General features: G+C 61.9%; 14 protein-coding genes and 1 pseudogene. 6 read left to right on the top strand and 9 right to left on the bottom strand.

The window, feature by feature from the left end; all coding sequences use genetic code 11:
* Positions 1-299: 299 nt before the first annotated feature.
* The 5 genes and pseudogenes from ABVQ20_RS29555 to ABVQ20_RS29535 all read left to right on the top strand — a co-directional run bounded on the left by ABVQ20_RS29555 (position 300) and on the right by ABVQ20_RS29535 (position 5,614).
* Positions 300-3,470 carry a Ulp1 family isopeptidase gene (locus tag ABVQ20_RS29555; protein WP_435528446.1) on the top strand — a complete coding sequence of 1,057 codons (3,171 nt, stop codon included), beginning with the start codon at positions 300-302 and terminating at the stop codon, positions 3,468-3,470.
* 92 nt (positions 3,471-3,562) lie between these two features.
* On the top strand, positions 3,563-4,093 hold the full coding sequence (locus tag ABVQ20_RS29550; protein WP_354463243.1) for an ANTAR domain-containing protein: 531 nt from the start codon (positions 3,563-3,565) through the stop codon (positions 4,091-4,093).
* Complete coding sequence (locus ABVQ20_RS29545; protein ID WP_354463457.1) at positions 4,051-4,443, top strand: AAA family ATPase; 393 nt, start codon at positions 4,051-4,053, stop codon at positions 4,441-4,443. Before ABVQ20_RS29550 ends, ABVQ20_RS29545 begins: the two co-directional genes overlap by 43 nt.
* Positions 4,410-4,615, top strand: a pseudogene (locus ABVQ20_RS29540) (CbbQ/NirQ/NorQ domain-containing protein). The gene ABVQ20_RS29545 and the pseudogene ABVQ20_RS29540 overlap by 34 nt, the downstream one beginning before the upstream one ends.
* 6 nt (positions 4,616-4,621) lie before the next feature.
* On the top strand, positions 4,622-5,614 hold the full coding sequence (locus tag ABVQ20_RS29535) for a nitric oxide reductase activation protein NorD (RefSeq protein WP_354463242.1): 993 nt from the start codon (positions 4,622-4,624) through the stop codon (positions 5,612-5,614).
* A gap of 113 nt (positions 5,615-5,727) precedes the next feature.
* Here ABVQ20_RS29535 and ABVQ20_RS29530 read toward each other — a convergent pair whose 3' ends face one another.
* The 5 genes from ABVQ20_RS29530 to ABVQ20_RS29510 form a co-directional block, all read right to left on the bottom strand.
* Positions 5,728-6,624, bottom strand: coding sequence for a PhzF family phenazine biosynthesis protein (locus tag ABVQ20_RS29530; RefSeq protein ID WP_354463241.1), 897 nt, complete (start codon positions 6,622-6,624; stop codon positions 5,728-5,730).
* A 270-nt stretch (positions 6,625-6,894) separates the two neighbouring features.
* A complete protein-coding gene (locus ABVQ20_RS29525) occupies positions 6,895-7,518 on the bottom strand; it encodes an FMN-binding negative transcriptional regulator (protein WP_354463240.1) in 624 nt (207 codons plus the stop codon).
* Positions 7,519-7,562: 44 nt separating this feature from the next.
* Positions 7,563-8,300 (bottom strand): B3/B4 domain-containing protein, encoded by a 738-nt coding sequence (locus tag ABVQ20_RS29520; protein ID WP_354463239.1) that lies wholly within the window; start codon positions 8,298-8,300, stop codon positions 7,563-7,565.
* A gap of 85 nt (positions 8,301-8,385) precedes the next feature.
* The gene (locus tag ABVQ20_RS29515; protein ID WP_354463238.1) at positions 8,386-9,519 is read right to left on the bottom strand and encodes a trans-sulfuration enzyme family protein; all 1,134 of its coding nucleotides are present in this window, start codon (positions 9,517-9,519) and stop codon (positions 8,386-8,388) included.
* A gap of 10 nt (positions 9,520-9,529) precedes the next feature.
* The gene (locus ABVQ20_RS29510; protein WP_354463237.1) at positions 9,530-10,366 is read right to left on the bottom strand and encodes an EamA family transporter; all 837 of its coding nucleotides are present in this window, start codon (positions 10,364-10,366) and stop codon (positions 9,530-9,532) included.
* A gap of 188 nt (positions 10,367-10,554) precedes the next feature.
* Between ABVQ20_RS29510 and ABVQ20_RS29505 the strand changes: the two genes are divergently transcribed.
* Positions 10,555-11,154: a helix-turn-helix domain-containing protein gene (locus ABVQ20_RS29505; RefSeq protein ID WP_354463236.1), complete on the top strand. Its 600-nt coding sequence runs from the start codon at positions 10,555-10,557 to the stop codon at positions 11,152-11,154.
* Between the two features lie 84 nt (positions 11,155-11,238).
* On the opposite strand, the gene ABVQ20_RS29500 is transcribed toward ABVQ20_RS29505, so the two are convergent.
* The 4 genes from ABVQ20_RS29500 to pdxR form a co-directional block, all read right to left on the bottom strand.
* A complete protein-coding gene (locus ABVQ20_RS29500) occupies positions 11,239-13,635 on the bottom strand; it encodes a thiamine pyrophosphate-binding protein (RefSeq protein WP_354463235.1) in 2,397 nt (798 codons plus the stop codon).
* A 52-nt stretch (positions 13,636-13,687) separates the two neighbouring features.
* On the bottom strand, positions 13,688-14,617 hold the full coding sequence (locus ABVQ20_RS29495) for a PDR/VanB family oxidoreductase (protein WP_354463234.1): 930 nt from the start codon (positions 14,615-14,617) through the stop codon (positions 13,688-13,690).
* A gap of 26 nt (positions 14,618-14,643) precedes the next feature.
* A complete protein-coding gene (locus ABVQ20_RS29490) occupies positions 14,644-15,135 on the bottom strand; it encodes an MOSC domain-containing protein (RefSeq protein WP_354463233.1) in 492 nt (163 codons plus the stop codon).
* 211 nt (positions 15,136-15,346) lie between these two features.
* Entirely contained in the window at positions 15,347-16,891 is a 1,545-nt protein-coding gene (gene pdxR / locus ABVQ20_RS29485; protein ID WP_354463456.1) for a MocR-like pyridoxine biosynthesis transcription factor PdxR, read from the bottom strand.
* Between the last annotated feature and the right edge of the window lie 17 nt (positions 16,892-16,908).

The following is a 16,908-nucleotide window of genomic DNA, read 5'->3' as shown; positions in this document are numbered from 1 at the left end:
TCCTTATTTCGTTGTGGCACTCCCGGCCTGTCATAGGCAGTTCGCTAAAGGCAGCTTCAATCCTGACGCAGTCGATCCTAGCGCTAACGCCGGCGCTGGGGTAGCACCCATGGCAGGCGCCGCTTCCATCGTTCACCTCGCGGCAAAGGCACATCGACCTGCCACCGCTTCTTGCTACCCGGATCTTGCGACATGCCCCCGTAGGAGGTTCGTCAGCTTGTCGAAAGCTGGCGCTGCTATGTGTTTAGGAGACGCGGATGTCTGACCAACGCAAGGCTATCGTATCTAGGGAGAGTAGCGTGGAATCCAATTACGATCCATTCAATACCAACGCTTGGATGCACCAATACGCTGCCCTGCAAGAGCAGCAGCGGGCGAGGCAACAGTCGGACAATATGCCTGCCGGTCAAGCGAGCTTTGAGCGGCAACTGAGCGACTTGCAGCTCAGTTCCTCGGATGAGAGCTCCGGTGATGCTGGTTCGCCCAACACTCGACCCGAAGAGGCGCATGGAAGTATCCAGCGTACTGACGTCGGCGGTTCGATGCGGATGCCGCCGCAATCCAACCTGCAGGACAATTGGTTCAGCAGTACGCGGTACAGCGTCGATATTCCTCGCGCTCACCTTGGCTCGACTGCGAAGGCCTCGCAGTCTGACTTGCGTGACAGGCCATTTAGTAGCACGCGCTACACAGTGCCATCGGAACCGGGGCCTGTCGCGCGGACAAAGGATAAGAAGAGCGGAGGACTTTGGTCGCGTGTTAAATCGGGGCTCGGCAAAGCCTTCGGGGGCAGTCGTTACGAAAAGTCGTCCGGCGGCTCGGCGTCGGACGTGTATTCAGAGCTTCGCATGGATTTCGCCAAGCGGAGCCGCCCGTCCGACGCGGACCTCGAGCTCATTGGAGAATTCAAGGTGGCGTTGGAGGGCGAGAACCGTAGGCCTAAGACCATTCAGAACTACGTGACCGCTCTCAGAATGTTTAGCGAATTCCTTCAGCCCGAAGGCGTGACACTGGAAGACCTGCTTGGCGACGCTGAAATGCTGGAAGCCTATAAGGCTGGCTTTATGAAAGTGGCGAGCGCCAATAGCAGCAATTATTTGGGTGGAGCATTGGACACACTCCAGCTTTTCCGAGCCGGAAATCCCATATCCACCCCCGCGTGGGTGGATGCGCAAGACCAACCGATGCATCCCCAAGACGAGCGGATCATCCGACAGTTCGCGGAAGAAGTCAAAGCGTACAATATTGTTCCAGATGGTAGCAGAGGTCGAGGGACCGGAAGGGTTCCCGCGCCTACCGTCAAGTCCAATGTGCAGGTTCTTAAGGCGTTTGCTCGTTGGCTTCGAAATGAGAACAAGGGTCCACTGACTACTCGGGCTTTTAACGAGCCAAGGTCACTAGCCATCGACATCGAGGAGTACACCGCAATTGGTGGGGACGGTCGGGACCGTCTCGACGCGGCACTATCTCATCTCCGGAGGGTCGGGGCTGAGAGGCCCCTAGCAGTCGGTGCCGGACCCCGCCTGATGGGGCGCGGAACATTGTACGCTCATCCGGAGGACGTCCCCACCATCGATGGCCTACAAGACGAAGCCCTGGCCAAGCTTGGACCCGACGCGACTCGCGAACAGAAAGCCGCCGTCTCAATCATGGCTTCCAAGCTACGTGCGTTTAGTGATTGGCTCCAAAGGGAGAGCAGGGAGAGCATAGTGAGCCGAATCGACGGCAGTGCTCAGCAGCAAGCGTCGTTGAAATCAGATCATGTGGACTTCACCAAAGCCACAAAACGGAAGGCCTCACTCGGTCAGCTTCGGCAGTACCTAGGCGTCGAGCCCCAACCCCTGCTTCGTCCTTATCCCGATGACGCCCGCATCATCAATGGCCTGGCCAACGACGAGCTGAGCAAGCTCGGATCCGACCGGACCTCCCGACAGAGAAGAAAACCTATCCAGGATAATGCTTCGGGGCAACGTAGGTTTAGTGACTGGCTCCAAACTACCGGTAGGGAGAGCATAGTGAGCCGAATCAACGGCAGTGATCAGCAGCAACGGTCATTGGACGTAGATTACCGGGACTTCACCAAAGCCAAAGGAAAAATTGGCATGAGGCTCAAGCAGCTTGGGCAGTACCTACGAGTCGTTGAGGCAAACAGAGCGCTGGGTGTGGCCTTCCCTAAGCAGCCGAGTCGGGAACCGCGGCTTGACGGGTCGAGCCCATCGTGGTCGCCACAGATCCCGTCCGACTTTGACCCAAGTGAGTGGCCGACGCCGGAAGGCCCGCAGGCCGGACGGCACGAAACGGCTGGGTCGAGCTCGACCTGGTCGCCGCGAATGCCGTCCGATTATGACCCGAATGAGTGGCCGACGTTTGAAGGCTCGCAGGCCGGATGGCCGGAAGCGGCTAGGTCGAGCTTATCGTGGTCGCCACGGATCCCGTCCGACTTTGACCCAAGTGAGTGGCCGACGCCGGAAGGCCCGCCGGCTATGTCGTCAGATAGCTACGGCGGCCTCGATTTTTTCCTTGATCTGCCGTCCACACCGCAGGAGACACGTGACGATGCTCAGTCAGCGCCGGTGCCTAGTCCGGCCGCCAGACCGCCGTTCTTTATCGGGCCATCAGGCGAGCCTCAGGAGCTAGAGGATATCGGACATCTCGTCGGTGAGGATTGGCAGCATGGCTCCCAGCCGGTCCCGGATTTCCTGCTCGATGTACTGGACAACAAAATGCTCTTGCCGAGTTTGCGCATGGTTACGCAGCCGGTCTCTATCAACGGTGAGACCTACTCAATCACGTTGGGGCCGCGAGGGAGCCGCGATGCTCAATTTATCCATCATCCTCGCCCATCCTCGGTTCCAGATGCTCAGATCAACGCTTCGGCTACGAGTGCCTCTTCCGGCGGCCGCAGCGGACGGGTGCTCGGAGCCAGGGAATGGCTCGGCGACGACCATATTCAGCGGGATTACGAGCTCCTGGCGCAGGAGTTGCGAGGGACTAATCCGGATCTCGCCACCCGGACGCGGTTCGTTGATCCTCTGATAGCCTTTCAGCTTAGCCACGGCGCCGATAGCGACTCGCTAAGTGCACTCCATCGCATCGTCTTTAGGAATGGTGGGGATACGGCCGACTTCGTGTTCCTGCCAGTGAACAATGCCAGTGCTAATCGCGATGGCGACCATTGGTCGCTGCTGCTGGTTGACCGCCGCGAGCGGGAAAGGCCGGTCGCCTATCACTACGACTCCGCCCAGGGACACAATGATGAGCCTGCAGCACTGCTCGCAGCACGGATTGGCGCCAACCTGCAAGACGCCAGCATGCGCCAGCAGAAGAACGGTTATGATTGCGGCGTCTTTGTAGTGGATGGCACGCGGGCGCTGATTAGGCGATTGGCCGTAAGACGGCAGCCAGACCTGCTGAACCTCGACAACCTCGTCGCAGATCGGCGGGCACTGCAAAACCGTCTCAGGGGCTGAATGCGGTATCGTGATGATGCAGTCGAAAGCCCAGGTGACCGCCGACCCGTTCATGGTCGGCATGCAGAAACCAGCATAAGGTTGGAGTGGCGATGGCCGGCGGATCGCCCGATCAGTTCTCCCGGATAACCATCACGCTGGTCGGCGAACTCGACGAACAAGGCCACTTTCTGTTGCGCGAGTTGCAGCGGACGCGGGCGCGCGTGAACCATCGCTGGCCGATCCCCGAGCACATCGGCGAAGACACCGACATCGTGCTCTGCCAGTTCGTGCCCGATCTTTCGCGCCGCTATACATGGATGCCCGGCGAGGCAAACGCCGCCGGGATCGCTCTTTTGCCGCAGAACGGCCTTTACGACATGCGCCCCCTTGAGGCAGCTCTTCCGGACGCCGTTCTCCACCGTGCCTATCTGCCTCACGCCGTGCTGACAGCCCTTTCGATCGCCTGGGACCACTTCTCTTTTTGTCGTCGGCAAAGGGTCAGGATCGCCCGCCTTGATGAAACTATTCGTTCGTTGCGCGACATCGAACGGGCAAAACATTTGATCATGGCGGACAACCTCCGACCCTTGGGCGCTATCTGCTCGACGCGGACGGCACCGTCTGGCACGACGGGCCGCTGACGCTCGCGGTACGCCACGGCGCGATCTGCTACCTCGACGAGATCGTAGAGGCGAGGCAGGACACGACCGTCGTCATTCACCCGCTCGCCGACGACCGGGGCATCCTGCCGCTCGAAAAGAAGAACGAGCTGATCCACGCCCATGCCGACTTCCAGTTGGTGATCTCCTATAATCCCGGCTACCAGAGCGTCATCAAGGATCTGAAGGAATCGACCAAGCAGCGTTTTGCGGCGCTCGATTTCAACTTTCCCGACCCGGTCGTCGAGGCCGAGATCATCCGCCATGGGCCGGCGTCGAGCCCAAAGTTGCCGACACGCTGGTCAGGATCGCCGAACGCACGCGCAACCTGAAGGGCCACGGCCTCGACGAAGGCGCGTCGACGCGGATGCTCGTCCAGGCGGGCCGGCTCGTTCGGCGTCCGTTTCGCTCGCCGATGCCTGCGAGGTCGTGCTGGTCCTGCCGATCACCGACGACCGCGACATGCGCGACGCGCTCACCGAAGCCATCGCCGCCTGCGTCTGACCGGCGATGTCCAGGCAAGGTGGCGCGATCGAGGAAATGTTTCGCCGGGCGCGCCTGCCCGAGCTGATCGGCGAAACCACCTTGGCGCAGGTCCGCAAGACCTTTCCCGATGATACGGATTTCGATCGCTGGCTCGACGGTCTGGAGCGCTTGATCGCGGCCGAGATCGGTTGCGGCGCTGTCATCAATTTCGCGCTGGCGGGCGTTGCGTCGGGCAAGACATTCGGCCCGGGGGTAGCCAACCGCATCGCCCGGCTGGTGAAGAATGCCAAGGTAAGCCGGCCGGTAAGGCTCAGGGGGCAAGCGCAGGGCGACCGACTCGACCTGGACGCATGCATCCTCACCGCCATCGATCATCGGATCGGCGTTCGGCCCGATCCCCGCGTCTATGAGACACGCATCATGCGTGCGCGCGACTTGTCTGTGCTGGCGCTGCTCGACATTTCCGAATCGACCCACGACCGCATCAAGGACACTACGTCGACCGTGATCCAGGTCGAGCGCGCCGCCGTCGCGCTGCTCTCCGAAGCCATCGCCGATCTCGGCGACCCCTTCGCCGTTCACGCCTTCTGCTCGAACGGGCGCGAAGAAGTGCGGACCTACTGCGTAAAGGATTTCCGCCAACCCTACGATGACGCGGCGCGCGCGAGGCTGGCGGAACTACGCGGCGGACTGTCGACCCGCCTTGGCGCGGCACTGCGACATGCCGGCGCCGAAGTGGCGTATCGGCGCTCGCACCGCCGGCTAATTCTCGTGGTTACCGACGGCGAACCGTCCGACGTCGACATCGCCGACCGCAACTACCTCGTGGAGGATGCGCGAAAGGCCGTGCAGGATCTGGCGCATGGCGGCATCGACGTGTTCTGCGTCGACCTCGTCCACAGCGGTGGAGAGAATTATCTGCCGCGCATTTTTGGCAGGCGAGGCTTCGTCACGATTCAGAAAATTGAGGCGTTGCCGGAAAAATTGCCGATGCTATACTTCAGAATGACAGTATAATTCGCCTGTGAAGAGCTTAAGAGTAGAATGGATCGGAGCAAGATCTGTTCAAAATCGTACGCTCATATGCCATCGCCGGCACAGCCGTTTGGGTTGCTACGATGGATGGCTCTTCAGGTCGAGTTCGTTTTCGGGTGGCGAGCGGAAGCCCGACGCGCGAAGTTCGAACGTCCGCCAATGGACTCTGGCGCCGTTTCTGAAAGCGCCCACGCAGCGCCATTGGGGATGGAAATCGTGGCTTTCATAAAGGTCACGGCATTACCGAGCAGAAAGACTCGATCTTCGGTCAATTCGCAATCAAGCCAGCCGCCGCGCGCCGAGGCCTGATAGGCCATCAGCCTTTCGCGACCCAGCCGCTCGGCCCAGTAAGGAACTAACGTGGCATGAATTGAACCAGTGACTGGATCCTCAGGAATACCCGCTCCGGGGGCAAAGTAACGGGACACGAAATGCGCTCGCTCGTTGTCGGCTTCCTGCCCCGTCACGACAAGGCCCACAGACCCGAGGCGGGCAACCGAGGCAAGGTCAGGGACAAAGCTACGCACAGCATCCGCGCTGCCGAGATCGGCGAAGATGTTCTCGAAGTTTCGGAAGATGCGGACAGGTGGATTGTCGAAAACACGTGCGATTTCCGCGGGAAGCGTCTCCAATGGCTCCGGCGGCAGACGGGGAATGTCCAGTCGGTAGCCATGCGAGCCTTGTGTAACTCGCAGCTCGCCGACGCGCGTGTGAAAGACAAGCGGAGCTTCCGCCTTGGCCTCGGTCAGCAACACATGTGCGGTCGCCAGGGTGGCATGGCCGCAGAAATCGACCTCATGCGCTGGGGCAAACCACCGCAGATCCCACGCGCCATCCGAACGCGCTTTGACGAAAGCAGTTTCGGCAAGATTGTTCTCTTGGGTGATCGCAAGCATCAGGTCATCCGGCAGCCAATGGTCGAGCACGAGAACAGCAGCAGGGTTCCCCGCAAAAAGCCGGTCGGTAAAGGCATCTACCTGATACATGCGCATGGAGACATCTCGTTTCAGAAGGCCGACCTTTTAACTTGACGGACGCTCATCTGCCTGCCGGTCAATGGCAGCTGTGGATCCATCGCGTCGTCGATCGTATTGGTTGTCAAGGGCCGCAAGGGGTCCGAAAGCTGATTTAGGCTTCCGGCCGGTCGGGGTCGTGGTAGCCCCTTTCGCCTCTTGCTGCGCTCGAGGCGGATCAGCGCGCTGTCCGCCTCCTTGGATCTTACAGGTCGAGGCCGCGCCCCGGCGGGCACTTCTCTACGACATTCACCGCTCGGCGAGGGCTCGTGCCAAGAGCTCGCCTGCATGACCGGCGGTCTCAAGCCCCAGGCGTGTGCCGTCCAGGTCGGCGGCGTTCTCTTCCTCATTCAGTTTCCATGCTCCCTCGAGGCGCTCGACGCGAAATTCCAAACCGATAATACCCCGCATCATGCTGTCGATATATTTTTGCGGCGCATCCGACACGCTCCAGGGCGTTGTGCGTGTGGCCTCGTGCCGGTCGGTCAGGTGTTCAACCTGGCGCCGCAGCCAAGCCCTATCCTCAATCGCCGTCAAGCTTCCGTGCGCGTGTATGGCGATATAGAGCCATGTGGGAACGACCTTTCCCGTCTCGCGCTTGGTCGGATACCACTGCGGCGACATGTAGGTGTGAGGGCCCTGAAAAATCGCGAGACTGGCGCTGCCCGCTGGTACCCGCCAATGCGCGTTGGCACGCGCGACGTGGGCCGCGAGGATCATACCTCCATCCGCAGCCTGCCGCGCGATGGTCGGCACATGCGTGGCCTCGATGCCTGCAGGCGTCGGCGTCACGATCGTGGCGAAGCCGATCTCGCGGATCGCGGCCAGAAGCACATCGGGGCGGTCTTCGACTGATCGACGGGGCCGGTACATTTAGTTTCTCTCGATTGCGCGGCTTAAGCAGCGGGTGGACGTATTCAACCCAGCGATTTCGATCTGCCAGCGATTTCGATCTGGGCATTTGGGCACAGGGCCTCAATCACCCCGGTTAGTTGCGCCCCAGCGGCCCTCAGCCGCTCCGAAGGCATGGGCTCGAGCGCCTCGAGTACAAGCCAAAGGGAACGCGAATCGGCCGTTACCATAGTCCGCCGCCCCTGCCGCCAGTTCCAGCGGCGGCAGGTGACTCCGGCGTCATCGCACCATACGACTTCGCCCGGCTCAGGATGCTCGGTGACCGGTTCGCCTTGCTGGACGGTGTCGAACGGTTCGGCGCCCGTCGCGATCAGAAGTCTCGGAAGACCCTGATAGTGATCGAGGTCTTCACCGCCAACCGGAATGCCATAAAGCACGCTGACGGCGTTGTAGGCATCCACCAGCGGGGAAATCCGTGGCAATGAGCCATCCTTGCGAATCCGCTTGAGAAGCGCCGCAGCCGAGCATGGTGTTCGATTGGCGTTGGCACCGAAGGCCCTGTAGGCTTCGGCCCAGGCCGCAAGATGGGCATCCCGTTGGGCATCGTCGCCAAGCGCGGCTTGCTCCGCGGCCGCGATCACGTCAGCGAGCGCCGAGGCCTGAGGCACGCCGACTTCCGCGTTTCGCACGACGATGCTCTGCAAATGAAAGTTCGGATGCCGGGCGTAAATCTCGGGGGCGATCATGGGGGTGAAAGACATGGGCTGCTCCGTCCTGCGGGAAGGCTCTGCGTTGCGGTTCATTCAGGGCGATATCCAACATGGCGGGTAAGGCGGACGCCCCGGACTTGTGGGAGTCCGGTCGTGCCTGCTGCACAAAGCCGCCGAGTCATCCGGCCACCGACAAAGCCTGATCGAGATCGTCGATGAGGTCCTGCGGATGCTCAAGCCCGACGGACATTCGCAGGAGCCCCGACGGCGCCATCGACTTCGGCCCTTCGACCGAAGCCCGGTGCTCGATCAGCGAGTGCGTGCCCCCGAGGCTCGTGGCCCGCACCACGAGTTTGAGCCGGCCAGCAACCGCCATGGCTGCCTCGGCGCCGCCGCCGACGATGAAGGAAAGCATGGCGCCATAGCCCGACATCTGCCGCCCGGCCAACCCGTGCCCCGGGTCGCCCGGTAGGCCAGGAAAGAGGACAGCTTCAACAGCGGGATGCCTTCGCAACGCTTCGGCGACCTTTTGAGCCCCCTCGCAATGGGCTCGCATACGAACCGGCAAGGTCTGCAGCCCGCGCAGCGCCAGCCAGCAGTCGAAGGGGGCCGCAACGCTTCCCTTGTGATGTTGAATCATGCGCAAGGGGCGTTCGAGCGGCGAAGCCTCCGGCAGGACGACGACCCCTGCCATCAGGTCGGAATGGCCGCCGATGTATTTCGTTGCCGAATGCACGACAGCATCGGCCCCGAGATCGAATGGGCGCTGCAGGATCGGTGTCGCCCAGGTATTGTCCACCACGGCGAGCGCACCGGCCTCGTGCGCGAGGTCACAAGTCGCCCGGATGTCCACGACGCGGATAAGCGGGTTGGAGGGGGTCTCGATCCAGACGAGGCCGGTGGGCGCGGACCCGACGGCCGCGCGCAAGGCGTCCATGTCGCGCATGTCAACGGCGACGAAGTCGAAACGGTGCCCGATGTCGGTTTCATCGATCAGCGACCGGATGCCGAAATACATGTCGTCCGGTACGACGATGCGATTGCCCTTGCCAGCATGCCCCTCGAACACCGCGGTGATCGCGGCCATGCCGGAGGAAAAGGCGACAGCGGCCTGGCCGCCTTCGAGTGCGGCCATCGCCGTCTCGAACGCCTGCCGCGTCGGGTTGTCATCCCGGATATATTCGTAGCCCGACGGGAAGGAGCCGTCCGCGCTCCGCTCGAAGGTCGTGCTGGGATGGAACGGAAGGGTGATGGCCCCGGTGGAAGGGTCGACGCGCCGACCCGCATGTATTGCCTTGGTTTCTATGTGCATCGAGAGCTCCTTAGGTGGATTTGAGAAGGAAGATCGCAGGGATGACCAGGAGCAGCCCGATTGCCTGGGATCTCGAAGGCCGCTCCCGCAGAAAGGCGATGGCCAGAAAAATCGTCGCGACGGGATATAGCGAGGCGATGGCCGAGGTTTCCGCCAGCCCTCCCGTGGCAAATGCCATCATGAGCAGCAGGTTTGCCGTTCCATCGAGAACACCGGCCCCGGCGGCAATGCCCAGTGAGCGCGGATGCAACGCCTCGCCTCGGCACCTCATCGTCACGGCGGCCATCGCCACAAACGCCGTAGCGCGGACGAGCAGCGCGCCCCTGATACCTCCCCCATTGGCCTCGACCCTGTCGAGGCCAATGTAGAATAGGGCCAGGCCGAGTCCGGCCCCGAGGGCGACAATGAGGGTCGAACGGTTCCGCATGCCGTCGCGCCAGCCGCCGACCAGGCCTGACAGGAGAGCTGCGCTGAAGCTGGCCGCCACCAGCCCCAGGACCAGAGGACCGGTCACCGCCTTGCCCGCCAGAATATCCACGAGCGCCGGCACGGCTATGGCGATGGCGGCCGTGATCGGCGCGACCTGCGTCATCTGCCCCTCGGCCAAAGCGCGATAGAGGAGGGAGACGCCGACCGCGAACCCCGTGCCTGCCGACAGGCACCACGCCAGGGGGAGCGTGCCGGCGGGTTCACCGCCGAAGCATGTCGCTGCGCCGAGCACGAGCAAGCCAACGCCGAGCGCCACCGAGACGACCTGCCGCCAATCCGAGTCGCGCGCGGCGACACCGCCCAGGAAATCCCCGCCGCCGAAAGCGGCCGCGGCCAGGCTTGCAGTCAGGATGCTCATGTGGGGACCACGGAGCCAAGCGGGAGCTCGCATGGCAGATACAGGATCGGCCGCCCGCGAGCGGCAAAAGCTTTGTCGGCGATCAGAATGGCCACGGCATCGATCCTGGAGTTTGAGACAGCGCGGTTGAACTTTTTACGCCGGTCATTATACTGACCGTATGCGATGTGTCAGTGGAAGTCAATATAATGACCGACGATGAAACAGCGGCGGCAACGGAGAGACAACTTGGGACCGCACTATCATTGAGGGTGCAGCATCTGCGCCGGACCCAGAACTTGAGCCTAGATGGACTTGCTGCGCTCTCGGGCCTGTCGAAGGGCACAGTCGTGGCCATCGAACAGGGAAAGGCCAATCCGAGCATTGGAGTGTTGTGCCGTCTGGCGGTCGCCTTCTCTCTGTCAGTTACCGATCTGTTGGGCGCGTCATCCGAGGAGGTCTCGGGTGGTCCGATTGAACGCACCAATCCCGCTACACTTTGGAAAACGCCACATGGAAGCGAGGCGAAATTGGAAGCCTCGACCTCAGGCCGGACGATGTTCGAGATCTGGTCCTGGACGATTGTGCCCGGCGACGTTCATCACTCGGACGCTCACAGCCGGGGCACTCGTGAGCTTCTTTCGGTCGTGCGAGGAAGCCTCAAGATCACCGTCGGCTCGCAGACGATGACATTGCAGGCCGGCGAAGCCGCGCGGCTCGTCACCGATCAGCCGCACTCCTATGCCGCAGGGGACGATCAGCCGGTTTCGTTTTCAATGGCTGTGCTCGAACGCGCAGAGGAAACATGACCCTTCCGTCGTGATCGGCTTCGGATCAATCTGGCTCTTGCGCAACCGACATCGTGGGAACCGCGCAAGACACCCGGCGGCGGCTCAAGGGAGCGACTTCAAATAGCGAATGCCGCGTCCGGCACTGACTGCTTGCGCTGCATGCACGATGGCGTTCGAGTCGAGGCCATGATGGCGATAGAGGTCTGAAATCGTGCCGGTCTGGCCAAAATGCTCGACCCCCAGAGCCTTGACGCGATGACCGTTCACGCCACCGATCCAGGCGAGCGTCGCGGGGTGGCCGTCAATCACGGTGACGATCCCGCAATCGCGCGACAGCGATGCCAGCAGGCGCTCGATGTGGCACGTCGCGTCGACTGTTCCGCGCTGCCGGGCACGTTCCGCGGCCTGCCAGCCCGCATTGAGACGATCCGCGGACGTAATCGCCAACAGCCCGACATCGCGCCGGTCTTCCGCAAGAAGACCTGTCGCGGCAATCGCTTCCGGCGCGACGACGCCCTGATAGGCGACGATAACGCTGGCGTTCGGTCCGGGCGGGCGCAGCCAATAGGCACCGTTGACGATGTCGCGCGCCAGCTCCGCACCCATGTCGCGATGAGGCTGCTCCAAGGGCCGAGTGGACAGGCGCAGATAGACTGATCCGCCGGTCTGGTCACGCAGCCATGTCGTCTCGTCTGGATCGCCTTCGCCGTTCCGCTGCATGTAGTCGAAGGCGAAACGCATGATCACCGCGAGCTCATCCACGAAGGCCGGCTCGAAGGCGCAAAGCCCGTCCTGCGCCATGCCGATCAGCGGCGTGCCGATCGACTGGTGCGCTCCTCCCTCGGGGGCAAGAGTCACGCCGGAGGGCGTGGCGACCAGCAGAAAGCGCGCATCTTGGTAGCAGGCATAGTTCAGCTGATCGGCCGCGCGGTAGATGAACGGATCATACACAGTCCCGATCGGCAGCAACCGCACGCCATTCACGGAATGCGACAGCCCCAGCGCTCCGAGCATAATCATGAGATTGGATTCGGCGATGCCGAGTTCGAGGTGCTGCCCCTTCGGCCCGAACTCCCAGCTGTAGGTTGAAGGGATGCGCTCGGCCTTGAAGGTATCGGCCATGCTCTCGCGGGCGAAGAGTCCGCGTCGATTGACCCAAGCGCCGAGATTGGTCGACACCGTGACGTCCGGGGAAGTCGTGACGATGCGCTCGGCGAGCGGCGTTTCACTGCGCGCAATCTCGTTGAGGATCTGACCGAAACCCATTTGGGTTGAGACCTGCTTGCCCCCCTGTGCCGGCGCGGGCAGTGCCTCGGGAACCGGAATCCCGGGCGCGGTAAGCCGGCGCCGGCCCTCGCTGAAGAACGGCGCTTGGGCGATGAAAGCCTCTAGTTCTGCCGGAGGCAACGTCGCCGCGGCCCATTTATCCCATTCCTTGCCGGGCCGGACTCCCATCCGCTGGCGGAAGCCTTCCATCTGGGTGGGCGTCATCTGGCCGGCATGGTTGTCCTTGTGGCCGGCCAGCGGCAAGCCATAACCCTTGATCGTGTAGCAGATGAAACAGACCGGTCGGTCATGCTGCGAGGCAGCCTCGAAGGCTTCGAGGAGTCTCGGCAGGTCGTGACCGCCCAAATTGACCATGAGCGCCTGCAACTCGTCGTCAGAACGGCGTTCGATTAGCTCGGTGACCGGCCCCTGATCGCCAATCTCGTCGAGCAGCCGCTTGCGCCAGGCCGCGCCACCCTGAAAGGTGAGCGCCGAATAAAGCTGGTTGGAGCACCGCTCGATCCAATCGCGCAGCTTCTCTCCTCCCGGCTCGGCAAAGGCGGCCTGCTGGAGGGAGCCATGGCGCAGGATCACCACGTCCCAGCCGAAGTTCTTGAAGATCTGCTCGAAGCGCTGCCAGAGACCTTCGCGGATGACCGCGTCGAGCGACTGACGGTTGTAGTCCACGATCCACCAGCAGTTCCGCAACCCGTGCTTCCAACCCTCGATCAGGGCCTCGTAGATGTTGCCCTCGTCCATCTCGGCGTCGCCGATCAGGCTGACCGTGCGCCCCTCGGGCCGACCCTTCATCCAGCCGTGGGCGGATACATAGTCCTGTACGAGGGAGGAAAAGAGCGTCTGTGCGACACCCAGGCCCACCGAGCCGGTCGAGAAGTCGACATCATCCACGTCCTTGGTTCGCGAGGGGTAACTTTGGGCGCCCTTATAGCCGCGGAAGTTTTCGAGTTTCTCGCGTGTCTGATTCCCTGACAGGTACTGAATCGCATGGAAGATCGGTGCGGCATGGGGCTTGACCGCCACCCGGTCCTGCGGACGCAGTGCAGCGTAATAAAGCGCGGTCATGATCGTCCCGAGAGAGGCGGAGGAGGCTTGGTGGCCACCAACCTTGATCTCGTCGGCCTCCCGCACGTGGTTGGCATTGTGTACTGTCCAGGCGGCAAGCCAGGAGACACACCGCTCGATTTGGTTCAAATAGACAATTTTCGATGTCATCCAATTCCCCACAATTGATGCGTCACACGGGTGTCTCCAGATTGAACTGTCTTCACAGATCTAACCTCAGCACGCCGGTTGCGCGCGATATGCACGGAATGAACCGATGAGTCCGAGCCTCCTTGGAGAGGACAGCATCCCGATGGATCGGCTGCCCTTCCAGAATTCCGCATTCGCAGGTCCCGCAAACCCCGTTCTCGCACGACGCCATGAGCAGAACGCCGGCGGCGCGCAGCGCTGCGAGTGCCGAAGTATCGGCCGCGACAGGAACCACTGTCCCGTCGCGAAGGGTGATCGTGAAAGGTTCGGGTGGCGCATCGTTGTGTTCCGGCGGCTGAAAGGCCTCGAAATGCACGGTTCCTTCCGGCCAGTGCGCAGTTGCCCGGTCCACGGCCGCCATGAAGCCAGGTGGACCGCAATAATAGAGCTGTGCGTCGGAGGAAGGGGTCGATAGCAAGGCTTCAAGATCCTCCCTGGTCTCCGGCTCGTCGTCGAAATGCAGCCAGACAGTGCTGCAGTCGAGCTCCCGCTCGATGACCGACAACAAAGGCATGAGTGCTCGGCTGCGAGTGAAGTAGTGCAGCTTGTATGGCTTGCCCTGTCGTTCCAGGGCGCGCGCCATTGCCAGGATCGGGGTGATCCCGATGCCTCCCGCCAGCAGCACGGTTGGCCCTTCGCGTTGGGCAAGCGGAAAATGATTGCGAGGAGCAGAGACCGGGAGTGTGCATCCGACGGCCACTGCGTCATGGATCCACGCCGAGCCGCCGCGACCCACGTCTTCGCGCTTCACCGCGATTGTGTAGCGGCTCAGATCTGTCGGATCGCCGCAGAGCGAATACTGGCGCACTTTCCCATCAGGCAGATGAACATCGACGTGAGAGCCCGGTTCGAAGGGCGGCAGCAGGGGTTTGCGCGTGTGCTTCAGGTCGATGACCAGGACGTCGCCTGGCTCCTTGCGGGCGGCGGTCACGGTCAGCTTCATGATGATGCGGGGCGAGGCCATATCGATTACCCGTCAATTGGAAGAATCGGATCACCGGGGCGGATCACGCCGCCAACCTCGATCGCGCAGTTCAGGCCAGAGCGGTTCAGGAGCCCCTCGTAGAGACCGGGAATGCCGAGCAGTTGTTCGATATACTTGCAGGGGAAATTCATCCGCGCCGCCCGCAGGACGGTTTCGCCGATCCGGAGACGCTTACCGACCAGATGACCCAGCGGTACGCCGCGCGTGGTCAGGTTCCGCCGATGATCTTCGGGCGCGAGCCTGGCCTTGAAACCCGGAATCCTGGGCTCGCCCTGTGCCATGGCTTCCAGGACTTCGATCTCGATCAGCGTCACTTCGCGCACATCGGGTTTCGGAGAGTAGGTCCCCGTTCCAAGATAATACCGATCCCCGACAATGCCGCGCCCGGCGACGAGTTGTGCCTCCGTCAACTCTTCCATCTCATAGGACGCCGCAGGTGCAACGTGGATGTGAAGCAGCGTTCCCCGCCAAGTCATGCATTGTTCTCCGAAACCATGGCCGCAGCCTTAAAGTGAGAGCCAGGATTTAGGATATGCACGGGCTGTTATATCTCTGCCCCCGACCCTTCGGGGAGTCATGGCAATAGCCCAATCCCACGAGACTGTGCACAGGAACTGGTCTGATCAACAGTGCCAGTTTTTTGATATTTTTCCAGTCCAGTACGCTGAAGGTGGCTGGCTGCTTATGTCACAAGACCGGCTTATCATCGCCCCGCCCCAAGCCACCGTTGCCATATGTCTCGAGGAATTCTCCTTTCACTTGTTCGACAGCCTCCAGCAGAATTCGAGCACCCTTCTCGATCTGCTGTATGCTCAACGCGGAATAGCCCATGACCAGCCCGACCTGGTCAGCACGGCCTTCGTCCGTTTCGCAATCGTATAGGGGGGAAACGGAGTGTATGCCCACACCTGAGCGTCGCGCCTTTTCAATCAGCGGTGCTTCCAGTGATCGCGACAGCTCCTTGAACCAGACGACAACATGTAGCCCGGCATCGGCGCCCTCTATGGCGATGCGATCTCCGAATCGGTGTCGCAGGGCATTCAACAGGGTCTGCCGGCGCTCACCATTCAGCCGGCGCACGCGGCGCACATGGCTTTCATAGGCGCCGCTCTCGATGAGCATGGCTAAAGCCTCCTGCTCGGCCACCGGAGAGTGCCTGTCCAGGAGTTGTTTGGCCGTCGCGAAGACGTCCTGCAATTCCGGGGGGACAACGAGATAGCCAATGCGCAGCATCGGCGAGAGCGTCTTGGAAATCGTGCCGAGATAAATCACAGAACCGCGGTCTTCCAGCTTGTGCAGTGGAGGCACCGGATTGATGTCGTAGCGGTACTCGCTGTCGTAATCATCCTCGATCACATAGGCGTCGTTGCGCCGCGCCCATTCCAGGAGCTGATGCCGACGCGAAATCGGTATGACGCCGCCCAGCGGGAACTGGTGCGAGGGCGTCACATAGGCCAGCCGCGCCTCGACTCCATCGAGTAACTCTGTCTTCATCCCATCCTGGTCGACAGCGACCGAGACAGGCGAGGCCCCTGTGCTAGCAAAGACCTGGCGAGCCATCCTGTAGCACGGGTCTTCGATTACGAAGCGGTCCACGGGATCGAGCATCAGGCGCGCGCACAGATCGAGGCCCTGCTGCGAGCCGCTGACGATGATGATCTGCTCAAGGTCGCAGCTCAACGTTCGGGCGCGCCAGAGATAGCTCTGCAGCGCCTGCCGCAGGCGGCGCGATCCGCGAGGATCGTCATAGGCCAGCCGCACGGGACGCTGCGCCATCGTCACGTTCATGGCGCGCTTCCAGATCAGCGCGGGGAAATCGGACGGCGCCAGATCACCATAGCGGAAATCAATCTTCAGCGCGTTCGGCAAGTAATCCGGCCAGGGCGGACTGGCGCGCAGGCGCCCCCCATAAGCGGACAGTCTAACCGGGCCGGCTCGTTTCAAGCGCGCGCTGCTCGGGCTGTGTTCGAGCAATGATGATGCAACGCGGGGTCGTGCGCCTTGTCGAACTTCGATGAAGCCTTCCACAGCCAGCTGCTCGTAAGCGACAGTGACCGTGGTTCGCGAAACGCCGAGCTCATTGGCCAAACTCCGGGAGGACGGCAAGGGACTGCCGGTTTCATAAACACCGCCCAGAATCTGGTCTCGAAGCGCCATGTAAATCTGGCGCGCACCCATCGAATGCTCACGGCCCGCAGAGCTGGGATCTTGAGACTGGACCATTTCAATCATCGCCAACTGGACATTTC

The sequence above is a fragment of the Mesorhizobium shangrilense genome (genome assembly GCF_040537815.1).
In the GTDB taxonomy this organism is placed as follows: Bacteria; Pseudomonadota; Alphaproteobacteria; order Rhizobiales; family Rhizobiaceae; genus Mesorhizobium; species Mesorhizobium shangrilense.
The sequence above is the reverse complement of the archived record's forward strand: the minus strand, read 5'-3'. Positions and strand labels throughout refer to the sequence as shown.